At 52.8% G+C, this 23,600-nt stretch carries 17 protein-coding genes; 12 read left to right on the forward strand and 5 right to left on the reverse strand.

The window, feature by feature from the left end; translation table 11 throughout:
* Nucleotides 1-3: 3 nt before the first annotated feature.
* The 3 genes from ABDW36_RS10130 (at nt 4) to ABDW36_RS10140 (ending at nt 3,581) form a co-directional block, all read left to right on the forward strand.
* On the forward strand, nt 4-1,032 hold the full coding sequence (locus ABDW36_RS10130) for a cyanophycinase (protein WP_343701777.1): 1,029 nt from the start codon (nt 4-6) through the stop codon (nt 1,030-1,032).
* 19 nt (nt 1,033-1,051) lie between these two features.
* Entirely contained in the window at nt 1,052-2,080 is a 1,029-nt protein-coding gene (locus tag ABDW36_RS10135) for an isoaspartyl peptidase/L-asparaginase (RefSeq protein WP_343701778.1), read from the forward strand.
* Nucleotides 2,081-2,222: 142 nt separating this feature from the next.
* Nucleotides 2,223-3,581 carry a mandelate racemase/muconate lactonizing enzyme family protein gene (locus ABDW36_RS10140; RefSeq protein WP_343701779.1) on the forward strand — a complete coding sequence of 453 codons (1,359 nt, stop codon included), beginning with the start codon at nt 2,223-2,225 and terminating at the stop codon, nt 3,579-3,581.
* A 2-nt stretch (nt 3,582-3,583) separates the two neighbouring features.
* Here ABDW36_RS10140 and ABDW36_RS10145 read toward each other — a convergent pair whose 3' ends face one another.
* From ABDW36_RS10145 to ABDW36_RS10165, 5 genes are all read right to left on the reverse strand, one after another.
* On the reverse strand, nt 3,584-4,315 hold the full coding sequence (locus ABDW36_RS10145) for a DNA-formamidopyrimidine glycosylase family protein (RefSeq protein ID WP_343701780.1): 732 nt from the start codon (nt 4,313-4,315) through the stop codon (nt 3,584-3,586).
* A gap of 30 nt (nt 4,316-4,345) precedes the next feature.
* The gene (locus tag ABDW36_RS10150; protein ID WP_343701781.1) at nt 4,346-5,659 is read right to left on the reverse strand and encodes a GntP family permease; all 1,314 of its coding nucleotides are present in this window, start codon (nt 5,657-5,659) and stop codon (nt 4,346-4,348) included.
* Between the two features lie 41 nt (nt 5,660-5,700).
* Complete coding sequence (locus ABDW36_RS10155) at nt 5,701-6,330, reverse strand: helix-turn-helix transcriptional regulator (RefSeq protein WP_343701782.1); 630 nt, start codon at nt 6,328-6,330, stop codon at nt 5,701-5,703.
* A gap of 80 nt (nt 6,331-6,410) precedes the next feature.
* Nucleotides 6,411-7,295, reverse strand: a complete 885-nt coding sequence (locus tag ABDW36_RS10160) for a PhzF family phenazine biosynthesis protein (protein ID WP_343701783.1) — start codon at nt 7,293-7,295, stop codon at nt 6,411-6,413.
* Nucleotides 7,296-7,391: 96 nt separating this feature from the next.
* On the reverse strand, nt 7,392-8,621 hold the full coding sequence (locus ABDW36_RS10165; protein WP_343701784.1) for an ROK family protein: 1,230 nt from the start codon (nt 8,619-8,621) through the stop codon (nt 7,392-7,394).
* A 435-nt stretch (nt 8,622-9,056) separates the two neighbouring features.
* Between ABDW36_RS10165 and ABDW36_RS10170 the strand changes: the two genes are divergently transcribed.
* The 9 genes from ABDW36_RS10170 to ABDW36_RS10210 all read left to right on the forward strand — a co-directional run bounded on the left by ABDW36_RS10170 (nt 9,057) and on the right by ABDW36_RS10210 (nt 23,600).
* Nucleotides 9,057-10,922, forward strand: coding sequence for an FAD-dependent oxidoreductase (locus ABDW36_RS10170; protein ID WP_343701785.1), 1,866 nt, complete (start codon nt 9,057-9,059; stop codon nt 10,920-10,922).
* Nucleotides 10,923-10,937: 15 nt separating this feature from the next.
* On the forward strand, nt 10,938-14,138 hold the full coding sequence (locus tag ABDW36_RS10175) for a TonB-dependent receptor (protein ID WP_343701786.1): 3,201 nt from the start codon (nt 10,938-10,940) through the stop codon (nt 14,136-14,138).
* Between the two features lie 47 nt (nt 14,139-14,185).
* Nucleotides 14,186-15,856, forward strand: coding sequence for a RagB/SusD family nutrient uptake outer membrane protein (locus ABDW36_RS10180; protein WP_343701787.1), 1,671 nt, complete (start codon nt 14,186-14,188; stop codon nt 15,854-15,856).
* Between the two features lie 39 nt (nt 15,857-15,895).
* Nucleotides 15,896-17,569 carry a DUF5018 domain-containing protein gene (locus tag ABDW36_RS10185; RefSeq protein ID WP_343701788.1) on the forward strand — a complete coding sequence of 558 codons (1,674 nt, stop codon included), beginning with the start codon at nt 15,896-15,898 and terminating at the stop codon, nt 17,567-17,569.
* 16 nt (nt 17,570-17,585) lie between these two features.
* Nucleotides 17,586-18,986, forward strand: coding sequence for an alpha amylase family protein (locus ABDW36_RS10190; protein ID WP_343701789.1), 1,401 nt, complete (start codon nt 17,586-17,588; stop codon nt 18,984-18,986).
* Between the two features lie 64 nt (nt 18,987-19,050).
* The gene (locus tag ABDW36_RS10195) at nt 19,051-20,394 is read left to right on the forward strand and encodes a DUF5009 domain-containing protein (protein WP_343701790.1); all 1,344 of its coding nucleotides are present in this window, start codon (nt 19,051-19,053) and stop codon (nt 20,392-20,394) included.
* 10 nt (nt 20,395-20,404) lie between these two features.
* Complete coding sequence (locus tag ABDW36_RS10200) at nt 20,405-22,258, forward strand: sodium:solute symporter family protein (RefSeq protein WP_343701791.1); 1,854 nt, start codon at nt 20,405-20,407, stop codon at nt 22,256-22,258.
* Entirely contained in the window at nt 22,255-22,926 is a 672-nt protein-coding gene (locus tag ABDW36_RS10205) for a GDSL-type esterase/lipase family protein (protein WP_343701792.1), read from the forward strand. The genes ABDW36_RS10200 and ABDW36_RS10205 overlap by 4 nt, the downstream gene beginning before the upstream one ends.
* Complete coding sequence (locus ABDW36_RS10210; RefSeq protein ID WP_343701793.1) at nt 22,926-23,600, forward strand: GDSL-type esterase/lipase family protein; 675 nt, start codon at nt 22,926-22,928, stop codon at nt 23,598-23,600. Before ABDW36_RS10205 ends, ABDW36_RS10210 begins: the two co-directional genes overlap by 1 nt.

Raw genomic sequence — 23,600 nt, forward strand, 5'->3', positions numbered from 1 at the left:
AGCATGAAACAGTTACTGACAGTTATTTTTACAACGGCTTGCCTGTACGCGCAGGCACAAACCATCAGGGAGGCAAAACAGATCAGCGGCAGAATAGCGTCTCTGGGCGTTACCGGAGACACGGCAGACGTAGTGACCCGAACCCGCGGCGGTGTAGCCCTTGTAGGCGGAGGCGGAGACGTACCGGGCGCATTCCGGTGGATGATTGACCGGAGCGGGGGAGGGAACGTAGTAGTGATACGCGCGTCAAGCAACTATCTCTATAACCGTACTATTGACAGCCTGGGCAAAGTTGCGTCAGTGGAAACCCTTCTGATAGATTCCAGGGAGGTGGCGGACAACCCGGCCGTAGCGCGTGTAATACGCAACGCGGAGATGCTTTTTATTTCAGGCGGAGACCAGTCCAATTACATGAATTTCTGGCGGGGCACCAGAACAGCGGAGGCCATCAACTACCTGCTGAACGAGAAGAAAGTGCCCGTAGGCGGGACCAGCGCGGGCTGCGCTGTGCTCACTGGCATGTACTACAGCGGGGAGAACGGCAGCGCCACGGCGGAGGCCCTGCAAAACCCGTACACAGATCTTGTAACGCTGTACAACAACGATTTTCTGCGCCCGCCTTTCCTGCACAACGTGATCAGTGACCAGCATTACGTGGCCCGCAAGCGCCAGGGAAGGCACATGGCGTTTCTTGCACGCATCATTACTGACTGGAAAGTATTTCCCAGGGGCATTGCACCTGATGAAAGAACGGCGGTATGTATAGATGAAAAAGGCGCCGCGCAGGTATTTGGGGAGGGGAAGGCTTATTTCCTCATCACCGACCCGCGGCATGCGCCGGAACAATGCGCCCCCGGCAAACCTGTGCAATGGTCAGGCAACAGGATGGCGGTGAGCGTATACGAACTGCAGGGCGCCGACGGCGGGAATGGTCAATTTTCCGTAGCTGATTTTAATCCCGTAAAGGCGAAAGGAGGAAAATGGTATTACTGGTGGGTAGAAAATGGTAACTTAAAGGAAAGAGCAAAATAATATGTATAAACATCTTTTAATGCTGCTGGCCGCAGCCGTCACCACAATGTTCAGCGGTTGCATGCACAAGGCGCCTGAAACAAAGGCCGGCAACTATGTACTGGTGGTGCATGGCGGCGCCGGCACTATTCTCAGAAAGAGCATGACGCCTGAAAAGGAAGCGCAATACCGCGCAGGGCTTGAAGCTGCGTTGAAAAAGGGTTACGAGGTGCTGGAAGCCGGCGGCTCCAGTGTGGACGCCGTGGAAAGCGCTATCAGGATACTGGAAGACAACCCCCTGTTTAACGCCGGTAAAGGCGCTGTATTTACGCACGACGGGCGTAATGAGCTGGACGCTTCCATTATGAACGGGAACGGCCTGGCTGCCGGTGCTGTTGCGGGTGTACGTACCATCAGGAACCCGATTTCACTGGCAAGGGCCGTGATGGAAAAGTCCGGCCACGTGATGATGGCGGGCCGCGGTGCGGAACAATTTGCAGCGCAGGCAGGCATCGAGATCGTAGATACGTCTTATTTCCGGACAGATGCGCGCTGGCAGGGCTTGCAAAAGGCGCTGGAAGAAGATTCCATCAAAGCGAAGCTTGACCACAGTTATGTGCCGCAGCAAGATCCCGGCATCCGTCATAACGACAACAAGTTCGGAACGGTAGGTTGCGTGGCCCTGGATAAAAAAGGGAACCTTGCTGCCGGTACTTCCACCGGGGGCATGACCAATAAAAAATTCGGCCGCATTGGTGATTCTCCCGTCATAGGTGCGGGCACTTATGCCAACAACCGCACCGTGGCCGTGTCCTGCACAGGCTGGGGCGAATTTTATATCCGCAACGTGGTGGCTCATGACCTTTCCGCCATGATGGAATACAAAGGGCTGCCCGTGGAGGAAGCAGGTAAAGCCGTCATTAAAAAAGTGGGCGACCTGGGAGGAGACGGGGGACTGATTGCGCTGGACAAAGACGGGAACATGGCCATGCCTTTCAATACCGAAGGCATGTACCGTGGTACGGTGACGAAGGATGGGAAAATTGAGATACTGATCTATAAAGATTAAACCTGCAAGTGGATATCACGAAGCCGCTTTCCGTATGGAGAGCGGCTTTTGTATTGCCTCTCCGGATGAGTACTGCGGCCGTGTAGCGGCCCGTTCAAAAAAATGGTTGAAGAAGTCAATATTGTTCCGTACTTTTTAGAGCATGTACAGAAGAGATTTTATCAGGGCTGCGGGCATCATGGCTATGCCTGCACCTCACGTAGCGTCCGCCGTTGACCCGCGCCGCATCCGCGTTGTGAAAGCCGCCGCCCGGTTTGAGCGGGAACCGCTGTTGAGGCCCTTCGGCTTTAAAGGCAACTATCTTACGGAATTATGGCAGGTGGCCACACGCCTCACCGCCGCATCTGGCAAGAGCGGCATTGGGCTGGCCACGCAAAGCGTGCTGTATGGGGATGCAGAGCTGTTTGCCGCACACACCGAGCTGAAGGGCAACGCCATGATGTTTGCGCTGGTACAAAAAACGCTGGATATTGTGAGGGAAACTCCTTTCACCACGCCGCTTGACTTGCAGGAGAAAATATTGCCCCGCGTAATTGCCGCAGGCAAGGAAATTACCGGGCGTCAGCAGTTGCATTACAACTTTGTGCTCAACGCGCTGGTAGCCATAGATAACGCGGCCTGGCTGTTGTACGCAGCGGAAAATAACTGCCGCAGCTTTGACGAGATGATACCCGCTCCTTACCGTGCTGCATTAGGCTACCGCAACAAGCAGATCGCTGTAATGTTCCAGGTATCTTACAACATGCCGGTGGCGGATATTGTACAAGCTGTAAAGAACGGGTATTTCATCATCAAGATAAAAACCGGCTACCCCGGCAGCCAGGAAGAGATGCTGGCCTTTGACATGGCCCGGCTCACAGAGATACACAATGCGCTGAAAGACCTGTCCCAGCCCCACACCCGGCACGGCAACGTGTGGTACACCATGGATGCCAACGGGCGGTACGCGGAAAAAGATACCCTTCGCCGTTATCTTGACCATGCACGGAGCATTGGCGCATTTGACCGCATACTGGTGTACGAAGAGCCTTTCCGGGAAGACATGCGGGAACCCGTGGGCGATCTCGGCGTTCGTATGGGCGCGGATGAAAGTGTACATTCCGAACGGGACGCCCTGCAGCGGCTGCAGCAGGGATATAATGTGCTGGTGCTGAAAGGCATTGCCAAAACCCTGAGCCTGAGCATGCGCATAGCTAAACTGGCGGAGGAAAAGAAAGTGCCCTGCCTCTGCGCTGACCTCACCGTAAACCCCGTGCTGGTTGACTGGCACAAGAACCTGGCCGCCCGCCTGGCGCCTTTCCCAGGTGTAGGCATGGGCCTTATGGAAACCAACGGGGATATGAACTATCAGCACTGGGCAGACATGAAAGGATACCTCCCCGCCGCCGGCGCATCGTGGACAGAGGCGCAACAGGGCGTATTTAACCTGGGCGCAGATTTTTATGCGGAAAGCGGGGGAATTTTCAAGCCATCGCAGCACTACCAGGAGCTGTTCAAATAAACTTACCTGTACTCCACCTGGCAATTCTCGCAAAAGAACGTTCTCCGCTGGGTGGTGCCCATATACTCTTTCACAGCCGGTATGCCGCACCGCGGGCATATTTTTTTGGTATGAATGAGCCAGTGTTTCTTCAGCACAAAAGCCTTTTTCCACTCCAGGAAATCAAAGCTGTATTGTACAGCCTCTTTTACCAGCAGTTTGCGTTGCTGCAATGGCAGTTTGCCGGTCAGGCTGCGCGGGTGCACCCTGATGCGGAAGAGCACTTCGTTTTTGATGATGTTGCCCACGCCGGCAAAAATATCCTGGTTGAGGAGCACGTCACACACCAGTGTATCAGTTTGTTTACGGAGTTTGGCCATGGCCTTTGACCTGTCAAAGGCGGGGCTCAGTACATCGGCAGACCAGTCGTACACCTCATCCAGCGGTTCTTCTATAAAGCGCAGGGAGCTGGTGTAAAAATTCACCTCCCCGTTGCGGAACTGCAATTGCAGGCGGGGCGGCATATCTTTCCTTTCGTTGATGCGGTAGGTGCCGAACAGCAAAAAATGCACGCGCAAAGCAAAGCCCGGGAAACAGATAAGCAGCTGCTTGCCCCAGCTCTTGATGTCCAGTATTTTTTTGCCTTTCATGCGGGCAATGTCAAGGCTGGAATTGCCGCTCACCTCCAGCACTTTCTTGCCGCAAAAGGGAGCAAGCGCTTCCCTGAGAATTACTATGGAAGGGCCTTCTGGCATGCTGCTGATAAAACAACATCCGCGCCATTCTTACAGCAGTATTACACGCAGCACATATACCACGGCCATGGTGATGAGGCCCATGAGCACGGTGGCGCCGGAATATACTTTAAGCATGGGTTTCATTTCAAGTCCGGAGAATTTGCTGATCACCCAGAAGTAGGCGTCGTTGGCATGGGAGATCATCATGGAGCCGCCGCCCAGCGCCAGCATGCAAAGCAGCCTGCCCATGCTGCTGTCAAGTCCCAATACCGGCAGCAGCGGCTGAATAATGGAAGCGGCGGTGATGATGGCTACGGTAGAGGAGCCTTGCGCTGTTTTCAGCAGAAAGGCCAGCAGAAAGGGGAAAATAATCCCCAGGTTCCCCAGTTGCAGTGAGCTGTTAAGATGGTCCCCTATTTTGGTGGTAGCCAGCACTGCGCCAAACGCTCCGCCTGCGCCGATGATCACCAGTATGCTGCCCGCTTTTTCAGCAGCTTCCTGCATGAGATGGCTCACCTCATTGCGCTTCCAGCTGCTGCCCGTGAAAAAGGCCAGTATAACGCCAATGAAGAGGGCAATTACAGGGTCTCCCAATATATGAAGCAGGCTGCCGCCTTTCTGAAGATCGCTGAAAGCGCCTGCTGCAATGAGCAGGATGGGAACAAGGATGGGCAGAAAGGCTTTCCAGGCGGGAAGGTCAGGCAGCGTTTCTTCAGCAGTAGCGGCTTCCTGCTGCGCTTGCGGAATTTTTTTGCCCATCCAGGCGGCCCACCAACAGCCGGCCACGGCTGCCGGGATGGCTACCAGCGCGCCTATCAATATCAGTTTGCCGATGTCTGCACCAATAATGCCGGCCGCTGCAGTAGCGCCTGGGTGAGGCGGCACCAGGCAATGCACGGCATACAGCCCGGAGGCCAGGGAGACGGACATTACCAGTATGGACACACCGCTGCGCCGCGCTACAGACTGGTTGAGCCCGCTCAGTACAATGTAGCCGGAGTCACAGAAAATAGGCAAGCCAACAATGAAGCCGGTAATGCCCATGGCCGCCGCCGCATTTTTTTCTCCCACCATTTTCAGGATGGCCGCCGCCATTACCCGCGTGCTGCCCGTATGTTCCAGCACTACGCCCAGCATGGTGCCCAGCATGATCACAAAGCCCAGGTTTTTTAAGATGTGCCCGAAGCCCTCCTTCATAGCCGTAATGATATCCGCTACAGGCAACTGCACGCCCAGGCCCACTACAAAGCAGGCCAGGAACAGCGCAAAAAAAGCATGTACCCTGAATTTTACCGTCAGCAATACAATAAGGCCGATGCCGGCTGCCAGAGACAGCAGTACTTGAAGGAAAGCCGTAGACATAACGTGCATTTGTTGTATGCACAATATAACAAATGATTTTTTTAGATCAGGTCAAAGGCGAGGGCAAAACGGGTAATATCATAATTGGACTGTACGTTCAGCTTGTGTTTGATGTTGCGGCGGTGGGTAGACACCGTTTTCCCTGAAATGTTCAGGATGCCGGCCATTTCAGCGGAGTTGTGGCCCAGCGCCGTCAGCCGCAGTATTTCTTTTTCCCGGCCCGTGAGGCCTGCAAAAATGTGTTTGTTGCGGTGCAGGAAATTATTTTCTTCCAGCAGCCGGTTTACTTTGGTGGTAATGTGGTGATGAGGGTCTATGGGCAATGCAAAGGTGATCACGTGGGTGGGCCGGCCTTCTTCATTGCGCAGGTAAACGGTGGTGGCGCTGAGGTACCAGCTCCAGTCTTCAGCAGCCGAAGCGCGCACCTGCTGAAAGAAAGAAACGAACCCGTTTTGCTGGTCGTTTTGCAGCATGCCCAGTATTTTCGGAACATATTCTGCAGATTCCTGCGGGTTGAAGAAACGTGTGAAATACTCCGGCCCCATGGCCTTCAACTCTTCCAGCGTGATGTTCAGCCGCTTTTGTCCGGCGGGAGACATGTACTCTACAGACTGCGTCTGGAGATTGTGGATGATCACTACGGCGGGCAGATCGTCTCCAATACGCCGCATGGCCTCCAGTTTTCGGGATAATTGCTCATGACTGCTCATAGATATTGTAGGATTCCTTACAATATACGGAGCAAAAACGTTTAAAGGTGCAAAATTCCTTCCATCACTATCACTGATGAGCCGCTTACCCAAATGCCGTCCTGCGTGGCCCTGAACCGCAAAATGGACGGCTGCCCCATTTTAACGCCCTGCAGCAGGGAATAATCTTTGTTTTGATGAATGTACCCTTTCTGGAAAAGAAAACCTCCCAAAGGCCCGGCAGCGCTGCCTGTGGCCGCCTCTTCGGCGCCGGCTGCAGGGTTGAAAAAGCGGGCCTGCACCGTTTGCGGCGTGTCTTTATCAGTAAGGGTAAAACAATAGCAACCCTGGAAGCCATACCCCGTGGCCAGGTTGCGGAGAGCGGCAGACCGGGGCTCCGCGCGGTTGAGGGCTTCCACGTTTTTGAGGGGCACCATCAGGTGGGCTACTTCCGTTTGCATCACGGTGGGCTGCCAGTCATGCAGCAACAGGTCTTCCGGCTGCAGCCCCAGCGCAGCGGCCATGTCATCTGCCGGCACGGTGTTGCCCGCCGTGGCCGGCTTTTGCAGCATGCCAATGAATGGTACGTCTTGCCCGGTGTTTTCTAAGGAAAGCGCAATACGCCGGTCTTTCATGATCACAAAGGGGCCGTTTTCCTGAATGCGGAAAACGTTCATGTCTTTTAACACGGCCAGGCACACCGCGCCCAGCAGGTTATGGCCGGCCCCGTCCGTTTCTTTGCCGGAAGGGGTGAAGGAGCGCACCCGCAGTGATTTTTCGCTTTTGGAATAATGCATAAAAGAAGTACCGGAGTAGCCGAACTCCCGGGCAATCTGCTGGTACAGGGTTGTCTCAAGCTCTTTGCTGGTTACCACCACAGGTAATGGATTGCCCTTGAACCTTTCGCTGGTAAATACGTCCAGCACGTAATATTGCATGGTTTTCATAGATAGCGGACTCTGTCTTAACTGGGATTAAAAATACAGGTCAGGGTGCTATCCACCAAAAAAAGCGGCGGTAAATATTACATGCCTGTACTGCCATCATGCCAGCGAAAGCAGCTTGTTGCGCACCAGCAGGCAGGCGCCGATGATGCCCGCTTTTTCGCCCAGGCGGGAAAGGATCAGCTGCGTGTCGTTATTCACCAGGCTGAGGGAATATTTGTTGATAGCGCTTTTGATAGGAAGGCGGATGTACTCTCCCGTAGTGGAGAGGCTGCCGCCAAGGATCACCAGTTCAGGGTTGTACAGGTTGATCAGCACTGCAATACCCTTGCCCAGCTTTTCCCCGATTTCCGCTACCAGTTCAATGGCCAGCACATCATCGTTATTGGCGGCATGAATGATGTCAGACAGGGTTATCTGCTCCGGCTGTTTGTGTTTGCGCATCACCACGGTAGAAAAGCCCGCTTTGAGCTTTTCCTGGAACTTGCGTACAAGCGCCTGCCCGGAAGCTTCCGTTTCAAGGCATCCCTTTTTTCCACAGTGGCAGATCAGTTCATTATTAAAGAAGGGAATATGGCCAAACTCGCCTGCAAACCCTGATTTGCCGTAGTAGAGCTGCCCGTTGATGAGTATGCCCAGACCAATACCGTGGTCCAGGTTCACGAACAGCACGTTCTTCTCATTGTTAACGGTACCGCTGCTGAACTCGCCATAGGCCATGGCGCGGGAATCGTTTTCCAGGAAAGTGCGGATGCCGATGCGGGATTCCAGTACCTTGCTCAGCGGCTCCTCATCAAAATGGAAAAAGCTGTAGCTGTAGCCGGTAGCGTAGTTGATGCGCCCGGTGAGGTTAACGCCCACGCCCAGCACCTTTTCCCTGCCCACGGGCAGTTCATCTATGAAACGTTGTATGATCTTGCACAGCTCATTGAGTGAGGCGGCGGTATTCTGCAGGTCGTACGGTATTTTTTCCGTGAACTTCACCAGGTTCTTCTTGAAATCCAGCATGCCCAGGTTCACATGGTGGCGCTTCACTTCCACGCCCACAAAAAAGCCCGCGTCCGGCGCCATGCCGTATACATTGGGCCGGCGGCCTCCGGTACTGTCTACCTTGCCATAGTCATGTACCAGCCCTTCCTGCAGCAGCTCGTTGAGCAGGTGGGTTACTTTGGGCGTACTGGCGTTCAGCTCTTTGGCAAGGTCAGCAATAGTGGCATTGTTGATGTTGGCAAAATAAGCGATGATCTTCTTCTTCAGGTTCAGGTTCTTGTACGCTACACCGCCCAGGTTTTCATTATTCAATTCTTCAAAAAAAGTGGGATGCTCCATATTATTGTTGGGGGAAATAATTCCATTAAAAAGTTTTCACTCCGGTTGCACCTGCCTCATTTTACATCTTCCGGTAAAGATAATCTTTTTAAAAAAAATTAAAAACAATTAGGGAAAAAGATGCTGGATTCTTTATAAAACCCTGTGTATACGCACTCTTGTACTATTTTAAGCCCATTTGCTACTTCTTTTAACGAACAGGTTAATTACGATATAGTTAATAAAATTTGTTAAAAAGTATTTGTCTTTTAGTAAAATATATTCTTATTTAGAGCATTCATTTTAATAGTTAGGGTTCAATACCTATGTACCGGCTATAAAATGCTGGTGAAACACGCCAACGGATACGACAATGACGACCAGGCCTTACGGAGGCAGGCCTGATGTACATAGACACGGAGAAGACATTTTCAGGAACACGTTAAGACAGTAAGCATGCGCAATTGCAGGAGACTATTATTATTGTTATTCGGATTTATCTACACAGCGGCCAGCGCCCAGCAACAAACAGACCTGCTGGTAATTGGCGGTGGCGCCAGCGGCACCATGGCCGGCATACAGGCTGCCCGCATGGGCGTCAATACCATGATCATTGAAGAAAGCGCCTGGCTGGGCGGTATGCTCACCTCCGCCGGCGTGTCTGCCATAGACGGCAATCACCGCCTCCCTTCCGGCCTCTGGGGCGAGTTCAGGTCACATCTCTATAAATATTACGGCGGCCCGGATTCCGTATTTACCGGCTGGGTGAGCAATTGCCTGTTTGAGCCGCATGTTGGCAATAACATCCTGAAACAGATGGCCGGTGCGGAAAAACAATTACAGGTGCTGTATAATACCCGCTGGCAAGCCGTTCGCAAGGAAAACGGCGGGTGGCTGGTTACGGTGCGGCAAGGCAAAAAGACGTTCGGGATAACGGCAAAGCTGGTGATTGATGCCACTGAGCTGGGTGATGTGATGGCTGCTGCGGGTGCAAAATATGATATCGGGATGGACAGCCGGAGTGAAACGGGAGAGGAGCAGGCGCCTGAGAAAGCCAATGATATTATCCAGGACCTTACCTATGTGGTGGTGCTGAAAGATTACGGCAAAGGCAAAAACAAAACCATTAAAAAGCCGGAAGGTTATGACCCGGCCATGTTTGCAGGCAGCTGCGACGTATCTGACCCCGCTACGTTCGATTCTCCCAACAACAACTGCCACCAGATGATGCAGTACGGCCGCCTGCCCAACAACAAATACATGATCAACTGGCCGAAATCCGGCAATGACTATTACCTCAACATTATTGAAAAAACGCCCGCGGAGCGGGAAGAGGCACTGAAAGCAGCCAAGCTGCACAGCCTTCGTTTCATTTATTACCTGCAAACCGCGTTGGGTTATAAACACCTGGGCATTGCGGACGATGAGTTCCCTACGGCAGACAGGCTGCCCATGATACCCTACCACCGCGAGTCTCGCCGTGTAAAAGCCGAAGCCTTGCTTACGGTGAACCATGTGGCACGGCCTTATGACCAGCTGCAGCCGCTTTACCGCACGGGCATTGCCGTGGGAGACTATACCATTGACCATCACCACGAGAAAAATACGGACGCGCCGAAAATAGACTTCGTAAAAATAAGAGTACCCTCTTACAACGTGCCCATCGGCAGCCTGGTACCTAAAGATGTAGACGGGCTGATAGTAGCGGAAAAAAGCATTGGCGTTACCAACATTGTAAACGGCGCTACCCGCCTGCAACCTGTGGTATTGGGCATTGGCCAGGCCTCCGGTGCGCTGGCCGCCGTGGCCCTGCGGGAAAAAGTACAGCCGCGCCAGGTTAGCATCCGCGCTGTGCAGCAAGCCCTGCTGGATGCCAAGGCCTACATTATGCCTTTTATAGACGTGCCGGCTGAACATCCGCATTTTGCAGCCATTCAGCGTATAGGTGCTACCGGTATATTGAAAGGAGAGGGCCTGCCTTATAAATGGGCTAACCAGACCTGGTTCTACCCGCAGCGGGAAATTTCCTGCTACACGCTCACAGAAGGCCTGCGGCCGTATTATGAACCGCTCCGTACCTATTGGGACGCCTCCGGAGAACCGCTTACGGTAGAATTCCTGCTGGAGCTGTTCAAAAAAGCCGGCAGGGAAATAACCCTGCAGGAGCTGGCTGCCGGTTGGGGCGCCCTGCAGCTGCCCGGCACGCCGGAACTAAAAACGCAATTGAACAGAGGCGCCGCCGCGGTGCTTGTTGACAAATATTTACAACCATTCCAACGCAGCGTGGATTTTCAAGGACAATTCAAAACGATTAATCAATAAACCTAATCAAGACTTATGGAAGTGTTATCAGCCAAAAAAAGTACGTTGAGGTGGATGCTATGCCTGGCCATGCTCATGGTCCCCACCATATTCACGTACGCACAAACAGGTACCGTGAGCGGTACGGTAACGGACGATAAGGGAGGCCCGCTGCCGGGTGTAACCGTGCAGATCAAAGGCACGTCCCAGGGCACACGCGCCGATGTAGAAGGAAAATTTTCCATTGCCCTTAAAACGCCTTCAGCTGTGCTGATTTTCAGCTACCTGGGCTTCGAAACGAAAGAAGTTACCACCGGCCCGGCCGCCAACCTGGTCGTTAAGCTGGCGGAGGCTACCAAAGGGTTGAATGAAGTGATCGTAATAGGCTATGGCCAGCAGAAGCGCCAGAATGTGGTGGGCTCTGTAGTGCAGATCAATGCAGATCAGTTGAAACAGGCACCGGCCATGAACATCACGAATGCATTGGCTGGCCGCCTTCCTGGCCTGACCACCCTGCAGCAATCCGGCCGCCCCGGTGCGGACGATGCTTCGCTGCGTATCCGTGGTGTAGGTACCACAGGCCCCAACCAGGGCCCGCTGATCGTAATTGACGGGGTTCCCCGCAGTCATATGTCCAGCCTTGACCCCAGCGAAATTGAGACTATCACATTGCTGAAAGACGCCGTATCTACTGCGGTGTACGGTTTGCAGGGCGCTAATGGTATCATCCTGATCACCACCAAACGTGGTAAGAACCAGAAGCCGGTAGTGACCTATGACGGTAGCGTGCAGTTAACGCAAAACACCCGTTTCCCCAAGTTCCTCAATGGCCCTGACTACATGGAGTGGTACAACAGGGGAACGGATATGGACAATGATTACAACGAGCAGGTGGGCGCCAACCTGGTTCCGCACATCTACTCGCAGAAACAGATAGACGACCTGCGCAACGGTACCAATACCAACCCGCTGCTGGGTAATACAGACTGGGTGGGCAAACTGGCAGGGCGTAACGCCTTTGCGCAGAGCCATAACGTTTCTGTAAGAGGTGGTACTGACAAAGTGAAGTATTTCACAAGCGCCGGTCTTTTTGATCAGGACGGCGTTATCGAGAATACCGGTTTCAAGCGCTACAATGTTCGCAGCAACCTGGATGCGCAGTTGAACGATATATTCTCTGTTTCCGTAGACCTGGCTTTGCGTCAGACCAACACCCGCACACCGGGCATCTCTCCGGACAATACAGCTTACCTGAACCCCTGGTACCAGGCTGTGAGAATGTTGCCTAACCTGCCTGAATATGCGCCTAACGGCCTGCCAGTTGCATACAACAGTAATGCCGGCTGGGTAAACCCGATAGCTTCCGTTCAGCAATCCGGTTATCAGAACTCCCAATCCAACATCTTCCAGGGTAACATTGCTATGAAGGCGAGGATTCCCTGGGTGAAGGGACTGGAAGTGAAGCTGATGGCAGCTTATGATAAAACCGGCACCGAAAATAAAAGCTGGCTCACGCCGTATCCCTTGATGGGCCGTGCAAGAGACCAGATCACCGGAGACTTTGTGCCGCTGACCACCGTGCCTGGCATTACCAGAACAACGCTCCGCCAGTCATACAGCCAGGCATGGCGTAAAACGTTCCAGCCCAGCATCAGCTACAATGCTACATTCGGCGACCACGAGGTTACTGCGCTGGCACTGTACGAGTTCAGCCAGGGAAACAACAACGTATTTTCTACCGGCGCCAGCAACTTCCCGCTGATAGACATTCACGAGATCGATTTTGGCGGCCAGGACGCACTGGATGTTATCAAGCCTACAGGGAACAGCTCAAACGATTCCAGGGCAGGTTACGTAGGCCGTATCAACTACGCCTACAAAGGCAAATATCTCGTGGAGGTGTCTAGCCGGTACGACGCATCTATTTACTTCCACCCTGATTACCGCTGGCAGAACTTCCCGGCAGTTGGTTTGGGCTGGGTAGTAAGTAAAGAATCATTCTTCGAAAACATGAGAGGCACTGTAGACTTCCTGAAGCTGAAAGGCTCTATGGGTAAGATGGGGAATGACAGGATAGCCGGCGGTCTCTATCAATACTATCAGACTTACAAGCTGACAGAAAGCCCGGTAATGGTAATAGGCGGTAAACCTGTTTCCGCTATCTATACCAGTGCTCCGCCTTTCCCCACTATTACATGGGAAACATCTACGATGACCAGTGTAGGGTTTGAGTCAATGTTGCTCAACGGTAAACTGGGAGTAGACTTTGACTGGTTCTATAAAGTAACGGAAGATATTCTGCAGGGCCAGGGCGGTTTGTACCCGGCTACCATAGGCGGCTACTATCCTGCCAACGTAAATTCCGGTATAGTAGACAACCGTGGCTTTGACCTCCAGATCCGTCACAATAACACTATCGGCAAACTGGAATACAGCCTTACCGGTAACTTCAACTGGGCGAGGAACAAGATCATCAGGCTGGATGAAGTAGGATCAACGCCGGAATGGATGCGCCGTGTGGGCAAACCGATGGGCACCAAATTCGGCTTTATAGCAGACGGTTTCTACCAGGATTGGGATGAAGCCGCCAATGCTCCCTCGCCCAGCGCAGGTGTAGTAGCCCCCGGTTTCTTCAAATACAGGGACATTAATGGAGATGGCCGCATTACCCGCGCCGAAGACTTCGCTGTGATTGGCCGCAGCAACCTTCCCGAGATCATGTATGGCCTTAACATCTACCTGAAATACGGCAGCTTCGATTTCTCTACGCTCCTGCAGGGTGCTGCATTGAGCAGCGTATCGCTGGCTGGTACGTATGAAGGTTCCAGCGGCACCTCCGGTGTGGATGATAATACACCCTTTACCCGCACCTTCTACGGATACGGTAACTCTCCGTACTTCCTGGTTGAAAACGCCTGGAGGCCCGATAATCCGAATGCAGAGTTTCCCCGTCTTTCAGCATACAAAGCCCAGTTAACGGCTCATAACGCTCACATCAACTCCGGGTGGATCAGGAACAATGGCTATCTGCGTGTAAAGGCGATACAGCTGGGTTATACCGTGCCCAAAAAAGTACTGGACCGCGCCAAGATCCAGCAACTGAGAATATATGTTTCCGGCTCCAACCTCTTCACTTTTGACAAGCTGAAGTACCTGGACCCCGAAATGCCGAACGTGAATAACGGATTTTATCCCCAGCAACGTATGATGGCCGCTGGTGTAAACCTTTCATTCTAAAAAGTACAACGATGAGTAAAGCAACTTCAATTATAAAAAGATCAATCGTGCTCGCCGGCATCGTGGTGGCTGCACATGGTTGTAAGATAGATGTTACGCCAACAGACAAGTATACGGAAGAGGCCATTTTCAGGAACCCGGCAAACATGGAACTTTATGTGGCCGGCCTGTACGCAGAGTTCCAGACCTTTCAATTCGGGCAGTTTCCTATTGGCTACAGCAACGCCACTGATGCGCTGACCGATATTGAAAAATATACGTCCAGCGCCTCCGGCAACGGTACGGTAAACGTGCTGGCGGTAGACGCCGGCCGCGTAAATGCTGCCGGCCCCCAGCTGAACTACTGGAATACAGGGTATGCCCGCATCCGCCGGATCAACGAATTCCTCTTCGGTTTATACAAATATGCCAAGCTGTCTGATACAGAGAAGGAAATGTATGAAGCGGAAGCCCGTTTTGTACGCGGCTATACCTACTTCTGGTTGGTAAAACTCCATGGCAGCGTGGTACTGATGCCCGGTATTGAAGAATATAACAATAACAGCCGCCAGCGTTCCAGCGAAGAAGATTGCTGGAAATACATAGCCGCAGATTTTGAGTACGCTGCTGAAAGACTGCCTGTTACGCAAACCGCTTCCCGTACCGGCCGTGCTACCAAAGGCGCCGCCTACGGCATGCTGGCCCGCACCTGGCTGTACGCTGCATCAATTGCGGAATACGACAGGAAACAGTTTAACCAGGACGCGCTCACCGGTGTGAATGCTGCCAACGCAACGGCTTATTATGAAAAAGCCGCCGCCGCCGCCACAGAGGTGATCAAGCTGGGAGAAGAAGGACATTATGGGCTGGAAGCAAAATTTGCTGATGTTTTCCTGAAAAAAGACAGTAAGGAAGCCATTTTCAAACTGGATTACATAGCTCCCCAGTTCACGCACCAGTACGATTTCGGTTTTACCCCTCCGGGAGACATTCCCGGTCAGGGCATGGTATATGGTGTACCCACCGCCGAACTGGTGAACGAGTTCCAGATGGCAGACGGTTCCAAATTCAGCTGGAGCAACGCAACGCATGCTGCTAATCCATACAAAGACCGCGAGCCGCGTTTCTATGCCTCCATCCTGTACAACGGCGCATCCTGGAAAGGCCGTACCATTGACTCCAAGGAAGGCAACGGTATAGAGAACTTCACAGAATACGGCATTTCTACAGAACCCAAGCGGACCGTTACCGGCTATTATATCAAAAAAATGCTGGACTCCACCAACATCAACTTTATGCAGAACAAGAGCGTACAAAGCTGGCTGGAGTTAAGGTATGCTGAAATACTGCTGATAGCGGCTGAAGCGCGCGCCAAATCCAACAACATTCCCGGTGCGCAGGATGCCCTCAACACACTGCGCAAGGCCCGTTATATGCCGGAAGACGCTCCGGCAGACGTGCCCGGCCTGATGAAAGCCATTGAGCACGAACGCATCGTAGAGCTGGCGTTTGAAGGCCACCGCTACTGGGACCTCCGCCGCTGGCGCAAGGCGCACACCGTGCTGAACGGCGTACGTTTCACCGGCCACAAGATCACACCTGACGGCACCGGCTGGAAATACACCGTAGTATCTGCAGATAACGCAGACCGTCAGTTTACACCGGCACTGTACTACATACCCATCCCGCAAGACGAGATCATGAGGAACAGCGCCATCACCCAGATCCAGGGCTGGTAAACCTGTATTCACCAAAATCAGCAACAAAAACATTAACGGATGAAACGTAACTCATTTATCATATTATCCCTGGCAGCCGGCGCCTTCCTGGCCTCCTGCCGTAAAGCGGACGTGATCCAGCGTAACACGGCCAACCTCCTGAGCGACATCTTTGCCACCAACGATGGCAACGGGGGCAAGCGCCTGTTCGAACCCAGGTACAGCAACGATACCATCTATTTTGACATACCGTATTTCTACCCGGAAGACTCTGATGACGAAACAGACCTGTCCCGCATCATTCTCCGCGGTACCATTCCGGCAGATGCCAAGCTGACGCCTGCCATCGGCGGCTTCACAGACCTCAACCAACCCTTCCACTTTTCCGTGGTATCAGGTACAGGTGAGAAAAAGGACTATGTGGTAATGGGCAAGAAGGTAGGTAATGTGACCATCGAGAAGATCGCTATCAGCTTTAAGGACGCAGACAATACGGAACAACTGGTAGAAGGCGTGGTACAACCTTCCGGTGAAGTGCTCTTCTACATAATGCCCGGCACCGTCATGAACGGAACAACGCTCACCTACGAGATCAACAAACACACCACCGCTTCCCTTGGCCAGAACGCTGCCATAGATCTGGCGCAGCCGCAACCTTTCACCCTTACCGGTAAAGACGGGGTAGCCAAAACCTACACCCTCAAAACCGCGGAGCCCGTGAAGCTGGACTACGGTTTCGGCATCAACCGCAAACTCTGGAGCAAAACCGACGCGGAAATGGGCTTCACCGCCAACAATGAAGTGAGCCTTGCCGTAAGTGGAGACCACCTGGTGCTCACCCGCAGAACATCACCTTCCAAATACAGCGTTTACAACCGTTTCACGGGTACGTTCGTACGCGAGATGGTGAACCCTACCAACGGGGTGTCTTTCCAGATGGTGAACGATAATCAGGGCAACCTGCTCAGCGCCTCCTGGGCGCCGAAGAATGCCAAGTTCATCCTCTATAAATTCAAAAATGCACTGGACGATGCGCCGGTGAAGCTCATCGACTGGACAAACAACAACCCCACCGGCAGCACTGCTGACGCAGGCGTGGGCAGAAGGGTGAACGTGTATGGGGACCTGAATGGAGACGCCGTGATCATGGCGCCCGCGGGTTTCACCAACGTGATTTACCGCTGGTATATCAGGGGCGGTGTGGCTACCAGCCAAACGCCGGAAGTGATCAGCTATCCTTCCCTGGCCAACGGCGCCACGCACCTCGGGTATTATGCGGAAGTGCAGCCTGTTTCTGCAGAAACCAATGCCAACTACTGGATCAACTACCAGCAGGACATTGCCCTGGTAAACGGCTCCTCTCACCAGCGTATAGCAGCGTTTACCAGCGATGCGCGTATCTACGGCATCTTCCACATGCCTACTTCTTACGTGACGTTTAATAACGCTACCTACCTGGCCATCCTCAAATATGTGAATACGTACAACCTGAACCAGGTGCATATGTCCATATTTGACGTAACCAGCAGCTCAAAGATCAGTTTGCCTTTCACCGATCCGGCCTACGGTACTTTCAATGTGTTCAACTCCGAACAGATGACGGCGCCTAACAATGGCAACGGCACCGGCGACGTGGCAGTCGGGTTCTCTGACAACAATGAGAGAATGCAGGTATACTATCTTCTCACCAACGGCGGCGTAAGGGCACACGAGTTCACCACTTACGCTCCGTAACAAATCCTGAACACACATGAAACGCAATATTCTTTCCATATGTGCCATACTGGCGGCTATCATAACAGCCACCGTGGCCTGTAAAAAAGACAGTGCATCACCTCCGCCGGTTAACCCCGGTGGTGGTGATACCACGCCCACACCAAAACGGGACGTGATTGCCTGGGTAGATGCCCGCTCCAACGTGTTCGGCACCTACGGCCGCCTGAGCGATACCAATGAACTGAAAAAAGTGCTGGACACGCTGAAACTGGTGGGCGTGAACGGATTGGTGGTAGACGTGAAAGGCAGCAGCGGGTTCACCATGTACCCCAGCAGCATTGCCAAACAGATCACCTCGCTTGACGGGAAGTCGCTGCCCGCCAATGTAGACTATGCGGACTACATGCTCAAACAGGCCCGTGCCCGCGGCTTCAAGGTATATGCTTCTATTGTTACCATGGTAGAAGGAGATGGCGGCCGCAGAATAGGCACCATTTTCGAAGACCCGAACATGGCGCAGTACGAGTCTATTGTATGTGACATCAACGGTAACCGCAAGAAGGTAACGGAAACCGGCCGCAACGCCTTTGTGAACCCCGCGCAGCCTGCCGTGCAGGAGCGCGCGCTCAACATCATCAAGGAAATTGCCACCAAATATGATTTTGACGGGCTGATACTGGACTATTGCCGGTATACCGACATTGATGCGGACTTTTCCGATTTTTCCAAAAACGAGTTTATCAAATACCTGGAAACGAACTTCAATGATGACAAGGCGAAAGCCATGAAGTTCCCGCAGGACATTGTAGCCACCTGGAGGAGCAATGCCGGGCAAACGCTGCCCGCTACCACCGGCAAGTATTACAATAAATGGCTCATGTACCGCTGCTCCGTTATCCAGCAGTTTTTCATCAAAGCCAGGGAAACGGTGAAAGCCGCGCGCCCCGGCATGAAGTTCGGTACATACGTGGGCGCCTGGTACACCACCTATTACCAGGTGGGCGTAAACTGGGCCAGCAACGAGTATGATCCCTTCAACGACCAGGAGGTACGCTTTGACTGGGCCTATCCCAACTACGGCAAAACCGGTTATGGCGAGCAGCTTGACCTGCTGATGACCGGCAACTATTTTACCCAGATACGCCTGGCAGACAACCCTGCTACCGCACACCTCAAATACCACTGGTGGAGTGTGGAAGGTTCGCTGAACGGCGGTATGTACATCACCCGCAACAAAATGCCGCTGTACGGCAGTATAGATATGGGCAACGTAGACTGGGCAAATACCGGGGAGATCACCAAAGCCATTCAATACATATTGGGCAAAGCCAGCGGCGGCATTATGCTGTTTGACGTGGTGCATGTTTACGCACCGCAGTACAACCGCCTCAAACAACCGCTGTGGGACGCTGTGAAGAATGGGTTGAAGAATTAAGCATGCATACAGTGAAAATGATAACGGGGCCGGCAACAGCCGGCCCCTTGTTGAAAAAAAGCACATGAACCGTAGTAACAGTCTGGACGCGCTTCGCGGCTTCGCCATATTGGCAATGGTGCTTTCAAGCAGCATTGCTTTCGGCATTTTGCCTGACTGGATGTACCACGCGCAAACGCCTCCGCCATACCACAAATACAACCCGCAGCTGCCCGGCATTACCTGGGTAGACCTGGTGTTCCCTTTCTTCCTTTTCAGCATGGGGGCTGCCATTCCCCTGGCGCTGCAAAGGAAAATACGGGAAAACGCACCGGCTCTTCAGTTGTTTTGGCAGGTGGCGCAACGTTTTGCGCTGCTCATCTTTTTCGCCATATTCACCCTGCACGCCAGGGCCTGGGTACAGGCAAAACCTGCCGGAGCGCAGGAGCACCTGATTTCCATGGGCTGTTTTGCCTTGCTGTGCTTCATGTTTATCAGGATGAAGCCGCTCTGGCCTAAAATAGCGGCCTTTGCACTGGGCATCGGTTTCCTCTTTTACCAGCGGGTAGATATATACCAGAGTGATGTGATCATCATCGTATTGGCCAATATGGCCTTTTTCGGCACCATCATCTGGTACCTGACCCGCCGGCAGCCGCTGTGGCGTATAGGCGTGCTGCCTTTTGTGGCAGCGGTGTTTATTGCCGGGCAAACGCCGGGCGCCTGGGCGGAAGCAGTATACAACTGGTCTCCCGTACCCTGGATGTACAAGTTCTATTATCTCAAATACCTGTTTATCATCATTCCCGGTACCTTTGCCGGTGAATGGCTGCAGCAACCGGTTGCCGCCCCTTCTGCAACAGACAGGCGCAACTGGTTGCTCATTGCAGCGGGTACTTTGGCGCTGGTATTGATCAACGTTATTTTTCTCTTCAGCCGGCAGGTGGAGCTGAACCTGGTGCTGTCGGCCGGGGTAGGCGCCGCCATGCTGGTGTTGTGCAATAGAATGAAAGTGGCCGTGCTGCCCTGGAAAAATTATCTGCGGGCCGGTTTGTACCTGCTCTGGCTGGGCCTTTTCTTTGATTGTACGGAGGGCGGTATCAAAAAAGACCCTTCCAACTATAGTTATTATTTTGTAACAGGGGGCCTTGCATTCCTGGTGATACTGGGCTTTTGCGTGCTGGAGTATTACGGCTACGCTTCCCGCATCATCGGGTACCTGGCCAAAAACGGGAGAAACCCCATGGTGGCATATGTGGCAGGCAACCTGTTGCTGCTGCCGGTATTGCACCTCACCGGCGCCATCAGGCTATTTAGCGCCATGGAAAATAATGTGTGGCTGGGCATAGGGAGAGGATTGTTGTTCACAGGCATCGTATCTCTCGTTACCATATTTTTTGTGAACAGGAAATGGTTTTGGAAAACATAAAAAAGTATAAATGTCATTAAGCGTTCTCGACATCGGGATAATCATCGGGTATATTATCGCCATTTTGTTCCTTGGTTTTTATATTGCCAGAAAGGCCTCCAAAGACCTGCAAAGCTACTTCCTGGGCGGCAATAAAATGAAGTGGTATATGCTGGGGCTGAGCAATGCATCGGGCATGTTTGACATTTCAGGCACCATGTGGACGGTGAGCATCCTCTTCATTTACGGCCTCAAAAGCGCTTTCATTCCATGGCTGTGGCCCGTATGGAACCAGGTGTTCGTATTTGTGTACCTGGCCATCTGGATGCGGCGCTCCAACGTAATGACCGGCGCGCAGTGGATCACCTTCCGTTTCGGGGATGGCAAGGGCGCCCGCCTTTCGCACATCATCATCGTGATCTTTGCCGTAGTGAGCGTGATAGGTTTTATTGCCTACTTCTTTGAAGGCATCGGCAAGTTCTGTACCTCCATTCTGCCGTGGGACCTGGCCGTGAACATCGGCAGCTTTCATCTCTCTTCCGAAAGAAGCTACGCCCTTATTCTCTGCATTGCCACTACCCTTTATACCATCAAAGGCGGCATGTACAGCGTGGTGGCCACGGAGGTGATGCAGTTCCTCATCATGACCATTTCCTGCTTCGTGATCGGCTACATTGCCTATACTTCCGTAACGGCAGAGCAGGTGCAGGCCGCCATCCCTTCCGGTTGGGGAGATCTTTCCTTCGGCTGGGACCTGGGGCTTGACTGGACAAATACGCCCTTTCCCGCCGTAAACGAAAAAATAGCGGCAGACGGTTTCGGCCTGTTCGGCATCCTCATCATGATGATGCTGTTCAAAGGCATCTTTGCTTCCATAGCGGGCCCCGTGCCCAGCTATGACATGCAGCGCGTGCTCTCTACCCGCACGCCTGGAGACGCCGCCAAAATGAGCTTCACCACCATCTGGGTAATGTACATTCCCCGTTATCTCATGGTGGCTGCCTTTGCCGTGCTGGCGCTGGTGTACATGCAAACGGAGCTGGGCGCCCAGGGCAGCAGCATAGATTTTGAAAAGATTGCCCCGCTGGCCATCGCCAAATTTGTGCCTGCGGGCTTTAAAGGATTGCTGCTGGCGGGCCTGCTGGCCTCTTTCATGGGCACATTTTCCGCCTTTGTGAACTCCGCACCAGCTTACATCGTGAACGACATCTACAAAAAATACATCAACCCCAACGGTACCAACGAAAAATACATCCGCATGAGCATCATTTCCTCCTGTGTGCTGGTATTTGTGGGCATCCTGTTCGGGTTCATGGGCGCTTCGCTGAACAAGCTCACCCTCTGGATCACCTCCGCCCTGTACGGTGGCTACGCCGCTGCCAACTTCCTGAAATGGATCTGGTGGCGCTTCACCGGCTACGGCTATTTCTACGGTATGCTGTTCGGGCTCATTGCGTCTACCATCAAACTCTTCGTATTCCCTGATATTGTAGACATCTATGTATTCCCGCTCATTCTTGTTTTCTCCTTCATTGGCTGCATTGTGGGCACGTACATGTCGCCGCTGGTGAACAGGGAAGCGGTGAAAGCGTTTTATAAACAAACCAATCCCTGGGGCTTCTGGGGCCCTATCCGTAAGGAGGTGCTGGCAGAAGACCCCGGTTTCAAACCGAACAAGGATTTCAAACGGGATATGTTCAACATTGTGATAGGCATCATCTGGCAAATGGCCCAGGTAGTGATACCCATCTACTTCATGATCCGTGAAAACTACCAGATGCTGGGCTGGGTGATCATCTTCATTGCCACCACATGGCTGCTGAAGAAAACCTGGTGGAACCGGCTCGGGCAGGCAGATGAGAACTTTCAAAAACAAAATGCATGATAAAAAAGGCAACCATGGCTGCGCTATTGCTCGCTACCGGCTTTACGGCCGGCGCGCAGGCGGTAGACAGCACGTATGATAACAATCACTACAAGGAGCGGCTGGCGCTGTTTGCCAAAATGCCGAAGCAGAAAAAAGCCATCGTGTTCCTGGGAAACAGCATTACGGAAGCGGGGAAGTGGAATGAAATACTGCCCGGCCAGCCGGTACAGAACCGCGGCATCAGCGGAGATAATTCCTTTGGTGTAATAGCCCGCCTGCCGGAAATAGTTGCGCAGAAGCCTTCGAAAATATTTTTAATGATAGGAGTGAACGACCTGAAGCGTGAAGTGCCCGTACCGGTTATCATCAACAACTACCGGCGTATAGCCGGCATCATCAAACAAGGCTCACCCAAAACAAAAGTGGTGCTGCAGAGCGTGCTGCCGGTAAATGATACGATCCTGATAGAGGCGTTCAAAAAAGTGACCAATGCCAACGTGACCCTGTTAAATAATGCGCTGGAACAAATTGCAAGGGAAAACGGTTACACTTACGTAAACCTGCACGAAGCGTTTGCGGATGAAAAAGGGCAGCTGAAAAGAAGGGAAACGCCTGACGGGCTGCACCTCAAGGTAAGCTCCTATCCGCAATGGGTTGAATTTCTCCGCAGCAAAAAATTGTTATAATGAAAAGGATGATATTACTGGCCGCCTGCGCTATACCGGCTTTCGCCTTTGCACAAACGGTCCCGAAAATAGACAGCAGCTACGCCAACTGGTACTATGAAGGGCGTATGGAGCTGTATAACCAGCTGAACAACAAACCGGCAGACATTCTTTTCCTGGGCAACAGCATTACGGAAAGAGGGGAGTGGCATGAACTGCTGCCAGGTAAGAAGATTGCCAACCGCGGCATTGGCGGAGACAACACCTTCGGCGTGCTGGCCCGGCTGAACGGCGTGATACAACAAAAACCGAAGAAACTCTTCCTGCTCATCGGCATCAATGACATCGGGCGCGGCCTGCCCACAGAGGTGATCCTGAACAACTACAGGCGCATCCTCACTCAACTCACGCAAGGCCTGCCCAAAACGAAGATCATTGTGCAGAGCGTGCTGCCCATGAATGAGGCCAAACTGCCGTACGCCTACCTGAAGAACAAGGCGGATAAGATAAAGGCGCTGAATGAAGGCATTGTACCGCTCGCGAAAGAGTTCAATCTCACCTATCTCAACCTGCACGAGCTGTTTGCAGATGAAAAAGGAGAGCTGAAAGCAGATTATACAAAAGATGGCATTCACCTGGAGCCCGTGGCGTATGTAGATTGGGTGAACTGGCTGAAACAACATAAACAGTTATAG

Source organism: Chitinophaga sp. (assembly GCF_039596455.1).
Lineage (GTDB): Bacteria > Bacteroidota > Bacteroidia > Chitinophagales > Chitinophagaceae > Chitinophaga.

Bases quoted from the DNA above. Each gene is read 5' to 3' on its own strand.
- ABDW36_RS10130 (WP_343701777.1), top strand. From the start codon at position 4: ATGAAACAGTTACTGACAGTTATTTTTACAACGGCTTGCCTGTACGCG.
- ABDW36_RS10135 (WP_343701778.1), top strand. From the start codon at position 1,052: ATGCTGCTGGCCGCAGCCGTCACCACAATGTTCAGCGGTTGCATGCAC.
- ABDW36_RS10140 (WP_343701779.1), top strand. From the start codon at position 2,223: ATGTACAGAAGAGATTTTATCAGGGCTGCGGGCATCATGGCTATGCCT.
- ABDW36_RS10145 (WP_343701780.1), bottom strand. From the start codon at position 4,315: ATGCCAGAAGGCCCTTCCATAGTAATTCTCAGGGAAGCGCTTGCTCCC.
- ABDW36_RS10150 (WP_343701781.1), bottom strand. From the start codon at position 5,659: ATGTCTACGGCTTTCCTTCAAGTACTGCTGTCTCTGGCAGCCGGCATC.
- ABDW36_RS10155 (WP_343701782.1), bottom strand. From the start codon at position 6,330: ATGCGGCGTATTGGAGACGATCTGCCCGCCGTAGTGATCATCCACAAT.
- ABDW36_RS10160 (WP_343701783.1), bottom strand. From the start codon at position 7,295: ATGAAAACCATGCAATATTACGTGCTGGACGTATTTACCAGCGAAAGG.
- ABDW36_RS10165 (WP_343701784.1), bottom strand. From the start codon at position 8,621: ATGGAGCATCCCACTTTTTTTGAAGAATTGAATAATGAAAACCTGGGC.
- ABDW36_RS10170 (WP_343701785.1), top strand. From the start codon at position 9,057: ATGCGCAATTGCAGGAGACTATTATTATTGTTATTCGGATTTATCTAC.
- ABDW36_RS10175 (WP_343701786.1), top strand. From the start codon at position 10,938: ATGGAAGTGTTATCAGCCAAAAAAAGTACGTTGAGGTGGATGCTATGC.
- ABDW36_RS10185 (WP_343701788.1), top strand. From the start codon at position 15,896: ATGAAACGTAACTCATTTATCATATTATCCCTGGCAGCCGGCGCCTTC.
- ABDW36_RS10190 (WP_343701789.1), top strand. From the start codon at position 17,586: ATGAAACGCAATATTCTTTCCATATGTGCCATACTGGCGGCTATCATA.
- ABDW36_RS10195 (WP_343701790.1), top strand. From the start codon at position 19,051: ATGAACCGTAGTAACAGTCTGGACGCGCTTCGCGGCTTCGCCATATTG.
- ABDW36_RS10200 (WP_343701791.1), top strand. From the start codon at position 20,405: ATGTCATTAAGCGTTCTCGACATCGGGATAATCATCGGGTATATTATC.
- ABDW36_RS10205 (WP_343701792.1), top strand. From the start codon at position 22,255: ATGATAAAAAAGGCAACCATGGCTGCGCTATTGCTCGCTACCGGCTTT.
- ABDW36_RS10210 (WP_343701793.1), top strand. From the start codon at position 22,926: ATGAAAAGGATGATATTACTGGCCGCCTGCGCTATACCGGCTTTCGCC.